Source organism: Brevundimonas sp. (genome assembly GCF_023259385.1).
Classification (GTDB): domain Bacteria; phylum Pseudomonadota; class Alphaproteobacteria; order Caulobacterales; family Caulobacteraceae; genus Brevundimonas.
Genome location: NZ_JAHFPF010000113.1, coordinates 1 through 9,068 on the forward strand (window position 1 = coordinate 1; position 9,068 = coordinate 9,068).

Genomic DNA, 9,068 nt, shown 5'->3' on the forward strand with positions numbered 1-9,068 from the left:
CGGTGGCTACACGACATGGTCTGCCGGGACGGAAGCTCTCAGGAGGGCAACGAAGCTGGAGTTGCTTCAGGTTCCCCTTCGCTGCGGAGATGTTTCCGAATTTCGGTGAGTCATAGAGGCGCGTTCAAGGAGTCCGCGACGCCCGATGGCGTCGCAGCCGAGCCTGCAGGCGCGCGATCAGCCAGCCCGCCAGAGCCGTGACGACGAGCATGAGGCCCTGGACGCCGAAGGTCACTGGATCAAGGGCACAGCAGCCGACAGGCGGCGCAGCGGAAAGCATCGGGTCTTGCCCCTCAACCGGCGCAGCAAGAGAGTTTGGTGACGTCCTTGTTGAACGTCAGCGCGGCCAGCTTCAGGCCCTCGACGGTCGTGAGGTAGGGGAAGATCGTGTCGCCCAACTGCTCTACCGTCATTCCGCATTTGATGGCTACCGCTGCGGTCTGGATGCTGTCGGCCCCTTCCGGCGCCAGAATGTGCGCGCCGAGGAGCTGGCGCGTGCCGCGATCCGCCACCAGCTTGATGAGCCCACGCGCGTCCCTGGCCACTAGCGCGCGAGGGACGTGGTCCAGGGTGATCATCGAGGTCTGCACATCGTGACCGGCCGCGCGGGCCGCGGCTTCCGTCAGCCCCACCGTCGCCACCTGGGGATCGGTGAAGACGACCGCCGGCATGGCGCGATTGTCGTAGACTTCGGTGTCGCCGTTCAGGGCGTTCCTGGCGGCCAGTCGCGCGCCATAGGCGGCCATATAGACGAACTGGTCCGTCCCGGTGACATCGCCTGCGGCATAGACGCCCGCGCGCGTGGTGCGCATCCGGTCGTCGATGGCGATGCCTCCCGTTGGCGAGATCTGGATCCCCATCTCGAAAAGCCCCAGCCCATCGGCGTTGGGAACCCGGCCCGTCGTGATCAGAACGCGCTCCGCGGTGATCGTTTTTGGGCCGCCGGACTGCGTGAGGCTGAGCGAGACCCCCTCGTCGGACGCGTTGATAGACCCGTAGACGGCCCCCGCCACGACCGTGACGCCTTCGTCCGCGAGATAGCGTTGCAGTGCCTCGCTGATTTCGGGTTCGCCCTCAGGCAACAGTCGGGACCGGCAGACGATGGTGACGTCGACGCCTGCCCGGCTGAACATCTGGGCCAGTTCCGCCCCGATATAGCCGCCGCCGATCACCAGAATCGATCGGGGCAACGCCTCCAATTCGAGCGCGGTGGTGCTGGTCAGATAAGGCACCGACTCGATGCCAGGGATCGCTGGAATCCCCGGACGCGAACCGGTCGCGATGATCACCTTGTCCGCAGTCAGCCGGACGCCGCCGACCTCCACGCCGCCCTCGACGAGTCTCGCCGCGCCTTCGTGGTAGGTGATGGCGTCATAACCCTGCAGCACGTCCTCGTACTTGGTCTGGCGAAGGTCGTCGACCAGTCGGTCCTTCTGCAGAACCGCTTCGGACCAGTCTGTGATGGCGGCCGAGGCCTGAATGCCGTCGAAACGGCTCGCGGCCCGGGCCTGATGCAGAGGTTCGACGGCCCGGATCAGGGCCTTTGACGGCACGCAACCGACGTTGACGCAGGTTCCGCCAATCGTCCCGGCTCCGACGAGCGCGACCCGTGCGCCCTGTTCCGCCGCCGTGATAGCGGCCGAGAAGCCGGCAGAGCCCGTCCCGACCACGACGAGATCGTAGGTCTTGGCGACGTCCCCTGAGGGCGTGCAACAATCACTCATACTGTCCTGATCTTTCTAGATTGACTCTGCGTGTCCTGACGCAGGGACTGGCCGCGCGGCAGACGTTCGAATATCGTCCTCGAGGCGTCACACAAGACGCCGGCAACGCCCTATCGGCGCGCCTGAACACGAGCGGGATAGCCGGCCCTTGTCGACGCTAGGGCCAAGGCGGCTGGCGTTACGCGGGCGTCATCGTAGGTCACCGTCGCCACGGCCTGTCCTCTCCCGCCCGGAGTCACAGTGACAGTCACGGCTTCAACGCCGGGGATGCGTGAGATCGTGCGACGGACGATGGGCGCGCAGGTCACGCAGGACACGTTGCTGACGTCGAGCCTCGCCGTGCGTTCGGCGGCCTGTGCGGCATCAGAAGTGAAGAGAGCCGCCGCGAAAATGAAAGCGGCGCGGATCGAAGGGGTCATGATCGAAGTCTCCAGGAAAAATCAGGCGCCGATCAGCAGCGGCGCGACATAGGGAAATGCGAGAGCGAGGGCGACGAGCAGGGTCGCCGTCCAGAGCGCGATCTTGACGAGACGCGTCGAGGCCGGCCGGGCGCAGGTCGCGTCTTCGGCACATGCGGCCCCAGGCTGGCGGTAGACCCGGAAGAAGCCGAGGCTCAGCAATACCACGGCGGCGGCTATGAAATAGAGATGGTAAGGGGCCAGCGCCGTGACGTTGCCGATCCATGCCCCGCTGATCCCGAGCGCGAACAACGCCAACGGCAAGACGCAGCAGGAGGTCCCGCCGATCGCAGCGGCAAGTCCTCCAACGACGAGCAACGTACGACCGGTCGGTTTGTCTACCTCTGTCAGGGGTCCGCCGAGTTTTTCCTTGCCGTCTGCCATGGACGCTCCTCACGCTTTCACGGGTCGATGGACACAAGGTAGGGTCTGTAGTTCCTACAGATACAAGAGGTAAACGCCATGATGGACAAAATCGCCCTGCGCGACACCACACCACGCCTCCCCATCGGCGAACTGTCGAGGCGGACCGGGGTCAATATCGAAACCGTGCGCTATTACGAGAAGATCGGCCTGATGCCCGCCCCGGCCCGCAGCGAGGGCGGACACCGTCTTTACGGCCAAGGCCATCTCCTGCGGCTTAACTTCGTTCGGCGGGCGCGGGACCTCGGGTTCACCCTGAACGAAATACGGGGCCTGCTCGAGTTGGCCGAGCAGCGCGATCTGCCATGCGCGGAAGCGCGTGTGGTCGCCGCCGCCCATTTGGGTGACGTTCGGGCCAAGCTGGCTGCCCTGAGGAAGATGGAAAAGGTGCTGGTCCAGATGGTCGCCGAGTGCGCGGCAGGCGCCACGCCGGAGTGCCCGATCTTGGAAGCTCTGTTCGACGCCCCGGCCGGAAACCAACCGGCGTCGTGAACGGCTTTCGCCCACCTGTGGCCTTGGAATTTGGGTACGTCCATACCCGACACATCCGGGGAGTTGTTGACGGCTTTCGACACGACCAGAATGCTCTTGTATCTGTAGGTACTACAGACCCTATTCGGATGCTCGTCACCGCAAATATCAGCGCGCTCAGCTCCCCTGCGCTCAGATCGCCATACTCAAGTCATCCGAGGAATAGCTATGTTGGACCAAGAACCCATTACCCGCACGGCTGACAAGGCGGGCGTAGTCGGCGCAATTGTTGCGGCCATGGGATGCGCTGCGTGCTTTCCAGCCCTCGGCAGCTTGGCCGCGGCTTTGGGTCTTGGCTTTTTGAGCCAATACGAAGGGGTCTTTATTCGCTACCTGCTCCCTTTGTTTGCGGTAATTGCTTTGGCGGCCAACCTGGCTGGCGGAATGCGTCATCGGCGATGGTCGAGAACCATCATCGGCATGGTCGGACCTTTGCTGGTATTGGCCGCCGCCTTGCTGATGGCGAGCTTTGGTTGGCCGACGGCTTGGCTTCTTTACCCCGGTCTCACGTTGATGATCGCCGTGTCGATTTGGGATCTGGTGTCCCCGCCGAAAAGGAGGCTCGGCGGCGTGGCATGATTCCCAACTCCTTGTCGGGCCTGCCTAAGCGAAGATTACAGTGTCGCCAAAGCGGCAACGACTCAGAACCCGGCTCACATGCCGGATTCGCAGCCTAGATCGACGGACGCCCGCCGGCGGAACATGGATATCTCGTCTGACCTTGAGGTTATGCCGTTGGTGTCGCTCATATGACCCATCTCCTCCGTGATCGAGCTCGGGTACTTCAAGGTGAGTTCCAACGCTCCGTTCCCTCAGGCGGCGGTTCAGCTTGTCCGCAGGCCTCCCGCGCCGGGCGGACGGGTGGGCGAGGGTCTTGGTGAGTCAAAGAAAGTCTCGACGCGGCGGAGCAGCCAACGGCCCTCCACCGCGTCGCGAACCGGACGCCGCGCGGCATGCGGCACCAGACTGATCAGCTGCGGTTACTGCGGGCGAATGGCCTTCACCTCGCCGGCGCTGCCCCTAACAACAAGATCAAACTCGACTCTGTCACCGACCTTCGCCTGTTCGATCAGGGCGGGTGACGCCGCGAAGCCCATGGTCATCGCAGGCCATTCCAGGCTGGCAATCGGCTCGTGCTCAATCGTGATCTTGCCGCCCTGCGCGTCGATCTTCGAAATCACGCCCCGCGCGGTCGCGGACTTCTCCCCGGCCGCCGGCGACATGGCGTCCATCTCTCCCGCCGAGGCCGCGGGCGCGGCGGCGGAGCTGACGTCACTCGGCGTTTCCGTCTCCTTTGCCGGCTGCTGACTGCAGGCCGCCAGGGCGATGACCGCCCCAGCTGACAGGCTCAGGCGGAGAGCGAGCGTGCGGGACTTCTCAAACAGGTTTTTCATAGCGTAGCTCCTTGGGTGGGGGTTGGGGTGGGACGTGATTTCCGGCGTCTCAGGAGGAGATAGCCGGCTGGGATGACAAGCATCGACAGGAGGGGCGCGGTGATCATGCCGCCGATCACCGGCGCGGCGATGCGGCTCATGATTTCGGACCCCGCGCCGTGACCAATCAGGATCGGGAACAGACCACCGAGAATTACGGCAACCGTCATCGCCTTGGGGCGGACCCGTAGCAGGGCGCCTTCGCGAACGGCTTCCTCGACCTGCTCCCGGTCGGGATCAGGTCCTCGATCCTTCAGCGCATGTTTGAGATAGATCAGCATCACCACGCCGAACTCGGCTGACAGGCCGGCCAGGGCGATGAACCCCACGCCGGTCGCGACCGACTGATCGAAGCCCATCAGATAAAGCAGCCAGAAACCGCCGGTGAGGGCGAACGGCAGGGTGCCCATGATGAGCAGGGCTTCGTCGAAGCGGCCGAAGGTCAGATAGAGCAGGATGAAGATGATCACGAGCGTGGCGGGAACCACGATCTTGAGCCGTTCGGCCGCCCGTTCCAGATATTCGAACTGGCCCGAGTAGGCGATGCTGACGCCCGGCGCGAGTTTCACCTCGCTTGCGACCGCCTGACGCAGATCGGCGACGACAGACGCGAGGTCGCGCCCCCGAACGTCGACATAGACCCAGGTGGTCAGCCTGCCGTTCTCGGATTTTAGCATCGGAGGGCCGTCTGCGATCTGGATATCGGTGACCGTGCCCAAGGTGATCTGCTGACCCGACGGCGTCAGGATCGGCAGGCCTCGGAGCTGTTCCACGCTGTCGCGCATCTCTCTCGGATAGCGAACGCTGATGGGATAGCGGGCAAGCCCTTCCACTGTCTGTCCGATCGTCTCCCCGCCCACGGCGCCCGAGACGATCGACTGGACATCGGCGATGTTCAGGCCGTAACGGCCTGCCGCGCGCCGGTCGATCTCGATGTCGACATAACGCCCGCCGGTCAGGCGTTCGGCCAAGGCCGAAGTCACGCCGGGAACGGTCCTGGCGACTTGGGCCACCTGGGCCGCGATACGGTCCATCGCGGCCAGGTCGGCACCGGACACCTTGACGCCGACGGGGCTCTTGATGCCCGTCGCCAGCATGTCGATGCGATTGCGGATGGGAGGGACCCAGACGTTGGACAGCCCGGGAACCCGAACCGCGCGATCGAGCTCTTCGATCAACTTCTCCGAGGTCATACCGCGCCGCCATTGATCGCGCGGTTTGAACTGGATGGTGGTCTCGAACATCTCCAGCGGAGCCGGATCCGTGGCGGTCTCAGCCCGGCCCGCCTTGCCGAAGACGGTCGCCACTTCGGGCACGGTGCGGATCATCCGATCCGTCTGCTGCAGGAGTTCCGCCGCCTTGGCCGGGGAGAGGCCCGGCTGGGCCGAAGGCATATACAGCAGGTCGCCCTCGTCCATCGCCGGCATGAACTCGCCGCCGAGTTGGCTTAGAGGCCAGGCCGTGGTGGCGAAGACCAGCAAGGCCGCCACCAGGGTCTTTTTGGGATGATGCAGCACCCAGTCCAGTGGCCCGCGATAGATGTGCGTGAGCCAGCGATTGATCGGGTTGCTCTGCTCGGCCGGGATCCGTCCTCGGATCAGATAGCCCATCAGAACCGGCACGAGAGTGATGGACAGGATCGCCGCCGCCGCCATCGCATAGCTCTTGGTGAAGGCGAGCGGCGCGAACAGCCGGCCCTCCTGGGCCTGCAGGCTGAACACCGGAATGAACGACAGGGTGATGATCAACAGGCTGAGGAACAGCGCGGGTCCGACCTCCACGGCCGCCTCGGTGATGACCTTCCAGCGATCCTCGCCCGCGAGCTTATCATCCGGGTGGTCATGCTCCCATCGCTCGATGTGCTTGTGGGCGTTCTCGATCATGACCACAGCCGCATCGACCATGGCTCCGATGGCGATGGCGATGCCGCCCAGCGACATGATGTTGGCGTTCACGCCCTGGAGATTCATGATCAGGAAGGCCGCCAGTACGCCCAGCGGCAGGGTCAGGATGGCGACCAGAGCCGACCGGGCGTGCCAGAGGAACAGGCCGCAGACCAGGGCGACGACAATGAACTCCTCGATCAGCTTGCCGCTCAGATTGTCGATCGCCCGGTCGATGAGCTGCGAGCGATCGTAGGTCGTCACCACCTCGACTCCCGGCGGCAATCCGGCTTTGAGCGTCTGGAGCTTCTCGGCGACGGCCGCGATCGTGGCCCGGGCGTTCGCGCCGGATCGCAGGATGACGACGCCGCCCGCGACCTCGCCTTCGCCGTTGAGCTCGGCTATGCCGCGTCGCATCTCCGGGCCGATCTGGATGGTCGCGACATCCCCGAGGCTGATCGGCACGCCTCCAGCCGCCGTGCGGAGCGGCACGGCCCGGAAGTCGTCGAGCTCGGTCAGATAACCATTGGCGCGGACCATGTATTCGGCCTCGGCGAGTTGGAGCACCGAGCCGCCCGTCTCGCCGTTGGCGCGTTGGAGGGCCTCCACCACCGCCTGATGGGTAACGCCGTAGGACGCGAGCCTCACCGGGTCGAGCACCACCTGGTATTGCCGCACCATGCCACCGAGGCTGGCGACCTCGGCCACCCCCGGCACGGTCTTCAACTCGTAGCGGAGGAACCAGTCCTGCAGGCTTCTCAACTGCGCCAGATCGTTGCGGCCAGTGCGGTCCACCAAGGCGTATTCATAGACCCAGCCGACGCCGGTGGCGTCCGGACCAAGCGCCGGTTGGGCGGTCGCGGGTAGCCGCGCCTGCACCTGGCTAAGATATTCGAGGACCCTGGACCGCGCCCAATAGAGGTCCGTCCCATCCTCGAACAGCACATAGACGAAGCTGTCGCCGAAGAAGGAATAGCCCCGAACCGTTCGCGCGCCGGGCACCGACAGCATGGTGGTCGCCAGCGGATAGGTGACCTGGTTCTCGACGATCTGGGGCGCCTGCCCCGGGTAGCTGGTGCGGATGATGACCTGCACGTCCGACAGGTCCGGCAGGGCGTCGACCGGCGTGCTGCGCACCGCAAACAGGCCGGCGGCCAACAGGGCGACGGCGGCCATAAGGACGAGGAAGCGCCCCTTGACCGAGGCGCGAATGACTGCGGCGATCATTGCCCAGACCTCCCACGCGGGGCGGGCGCAGCCATGGATGCGCCCGTTTGGGCGGCGGTGGCGGACCGGCCGGCCGTCGGCGACGCCGGGGCGCGCACGGGCCCGGAAGTCTGGCCTATCGGCCGCGCCGTGACGCCTGACAGGCTGGCCTCGGAATCGATCAGGAACTGCCCCGACGCGACGATCCGTTCCCCATCCCTGAGACCGGCGAGGATTTCGGTCTGACCGCCGGCCTCCCGTCCGATCCGGACCTCGGCCGGTTGATAGCGGCCCTCCGGCAGGGCGAGCATGACAATGTCCCGTTCTCCGGTTCGGATCACCGCCTCGGTCGGCACGAGCAACGCCGGAGTTGAACCGCCGCCGAAGGTGATCCGGCCGAACATGCCGGGGCGCAGACGGCCCCCGCGATTGGTCATTTCGATCCGCCCGGTGACCGTGCGGCTGTCGCCGACGAGTTCAGGCAACAGGGCGGTCAGACGACCCGTGAACCGCTCGCCCGGGAAGGCGGCTAGAGCCACCTCGACGGACTGTCCGACCCTCAGCTGGCTCGCCTGCACCTCCGGGATGGCGGCATTGACCCAGACGGTGGCCAGGCCGTTGATCTCGGCCAGGGTCATGCCCTGGGTGACGCTCATGCCGGCGCGCACGCCCAAGGTCTTGATCACGCCGCCGGTGGGGGTCGAGATCGTGATGGTGTTTCGCGCCCGCCCGCTGCGCTCGACCGAGGCGATCAGGCTCTCGGACATGCCCAACAGCACCAGTCGCTGCCGCGCCGCATGGATCAGGGCCGTATTGCCGGTGCGCCGCACGGCCAGATATTCCGTCTGGGCTCCGCCCCAGGACGGGATGAGCAAATCGACCAAGGGTGCGCCGGCGGCGATGACGTCGCCAGGCGCGCGATTGTAGACCCGCTGCACGAAGCCGTCGGCCCGCGACTGGACCACGGCGATGTCCCGTTCGTTGTAATCGACCACCGCCGTGGCGCTAAGATCGCCCTCCAGGTCGCCACGGCGGGCCGTGGCGTACCGGACCCCCAAATTCTGGGACAGCGCCGGATCGATCCGGACGCCGCCGGATGAACCGCTTCCACCTTCGTCGGCGTATTTGGGGATTGTATCCATGTTCATGGACGATTTCCCCGGCCCCGGATATCGCTCGTTCGGGACCATGGGATCATACCAGTAGAGGATTTCGCGATCCGCGCCCGCGTCCGCCGTCCGCGTCGCCGGTTCGCCGGATCGGGGCGCGATCAGGACCCCTGCCCCGACGCCGATCCCGACCAGCAGCAGGGCGCCCACGGCGACGCCCAGGCGGGTGTTTGGAAAACCGTTCATTGGTCGGCCCCATAGACGAGGTTGATCCGGACCGCGTCCCGCGCCACGGCGGCTT

At 65.5% G+C, this 9,068-nt stretch carries 9 protein-coding genes; 3 read left to right on the top strand and 6 right to left on the bottom strand.

Annotation, left to right across the window (positions count from 1 at the left end):
• Nucleotides 1-293: 293 nt before the first annotated feature.
• Nucleotides 294-1,724, bottom strand: a complete 1,431-nt coding sequence (gene merA / locus Q0C81_RS10010; RefSeq protein ID WP_291837064.1) for a mercury(II) reductase — start codon at nt 1,722-1,724, stop codon at nt 294-296.
• Between the two features lie 110 nt (nt 1,725-1,834).
• Nucleotides 1,835-2,041 carry a heavy-metal-associated domain-containing protein gene (locus Q0C81_RS18300; RefSeq protein WP_367117993.1) on the bottom strand — a complete coding sequence of 69 codons (207 nt, stop codon included), beginning with the start codon at nt 2,039-2,041 and terminating at the stop codon, nt 1,835-1,837.
• On the opposite strand from Q0C81_RS18300, the gene Q0C81_RS10015 reads away from it, so the two are divergent.
• Nucleotides 1,992-2,195 (top strand): hypothetical protein, encoded by a 204-nt coding sequence (locus Q0C81_RS10015; RefSeq protein ID WP_291837066.1) that lies wholly within the window; start codon nt 1,992-1,994, stop codon nt 2,193-2,195. The genes Q0C81_RS18300 and Q0C81_RS10015 overlap by 50 nt on opposite strands.
• Here Q0C81_RS10015 and Q0C81_RS10020 read toward each other — a convergent pair.
• Nucleotides 2,165-2,566 carry a mercuric transporter MerT family protein gene (locus Q0C81_RS10020; RefSeq protein WP_291837068.1) on the bottom strand — a complete coding sequence of 134 codons (402 nt, stop codon included), beginning with the start codon at nt 2,564-2,566 and terminating at the stop codon, nt 2,165-2,167. The genes Q0C81_RS10015 and Q0C81_RS10020 overlap by 31 nt on opposite strands.
• 81 nt (nt 2,567-2,647) lie before the next feature.
• On the opposite strand from Q0C81_RS10020, the gene Q0C81_RS10025 reads away from it, so the two are divergent.
• Together Q0C81_RS10025 and merC are read left to right on the top strand one after the other, a co-directional pair.
• On the top strand, nt 2,648-3,097 hold the full coding sequence (locus Q0C81_RS10025) for a helix-turn-helix domain-containing protein (RefSeq protein WP_291837079.1): 450 nt from the start codon (nt 2,648-2,650) through the stop codon (nt 3,095-3,097).
• 207 nt (nt 3,098-3,304) lie between these two features.
• Nucleotides 3,305-3,715, top strand: a complete 411-nt coding sequence (gene merC, locus Q0C81_RS10030; RefSeq protein WP_291837070.1) for an organomercurial transporter MerC — start codon at nt 3,305-3,307, stop codon at nt 3,713-3,715.
• A gap of 401 nt (nt 3,716-4,116) precedes the next feature.
• Here the strand turns inward: merC and Q0C81_RS10035 are convergent, their stop codons facing one another.
• From Q0C81_RS10035 to Q0C81_RS10045, 3 genes are read right to left on the bottom strand one after another with little or no spacing between them, the layout of a single operon-like run.
• Entirely contained in the window at nt 4,117-4,530 is a 414-nt protein-coding gene (locus Q0C81_RS10035; RefSeq protein WP_291837072.1) for a copper-binding protein, read from the bottom strand.
• Nucleotides 4,527-7,679, bottom strand: coding sequence for an efflux RND transporter permease subunit (locus Q0C81_RS10040; protein ID WP_291837075.1), 3,153 nt, complete (start codon nt 7,677-7,679; stop codon nt 4,527-4,529). Before Q0C81_RS10040 ends, Q0C81_RS10035 begins: the two co-directional genes overlap by 4 nt.
• Nucleotides 7,676-9,013 carry an efflux RND transporter periplasmic adaptor subunit gene (locus tag Q0C81_RS10045; protein ID WP_291837076.1) on the bottom strand — a complete coding sequence of 446 codons (1,338 nt, stop codon included), beginning with the start codon at nt 9,011-9,013 and terminating at the stop codon, nt 7,676-7,678. Before Q0C81_RS10045 ends, Q0C81_RS10040 begins: the two co-directional genes overlap by 4 nt.
• Nucleotides 9,014-9,068 lie beyond the last annotated feature (55 nt).

Coding starts and splice junctions, on each gene's coding strand:
- Q0C81_RS10020 (WP_291837068.1), bottom strand. CDS start 2,566: ATGGCAGACGGCAAGGAAAAACTCGGCGGACCCCTGACAGAGGTAGAC.
- Q0C81_RS10015 (WP_291837066.1), top strand. CDS start 1,992: ATGCGTGAGATCGTGCGACGGACGATGGGCGCGCAGGTCACGCAGGAC.
- merC (WP_291837070.1), top strand. CDS start 3,305: ATGTTGGACCAAGAACCCATTACCCGCACGGCTGACAAGGCGGGCGTA.
- merA (WP_291837064.1), bottom strand. CDS start 1,724: ATGAGTGATTGTTGCACGCCCTCAGGGGACGTCGCCAAGACCTACGAT.
- Q0C81_RS10025 (WP_291837079.1), top strand. CDS start 2,648: ATGGACAAAATCGCCCTGCGCGACACCACACCACGCCTCCCCATCGGC.
- Q0C81_RS10045 (WP_291837076.1), bottom strand. CDS start 9,013: ATGAACGGTTTTCCAAACACCCGCCTGGGCGTCGCCGTGGGCGCCCTG.
- Q0C81_RS10035 (WP_291837072.1), bottom strand. CDS start 4,530: ATGAAAAACCTGTTTGAGAAGTCCCGCACGCTCGCTCTCCGCCTGAGC.
- Q0C81_RS10040 (WP_291837075.1), bottom strand. CDS start 7,679: ATGATCGCCGCAGTCATTCGCGCCTCGGTCAAGGGGCGCTTCCTCGTC.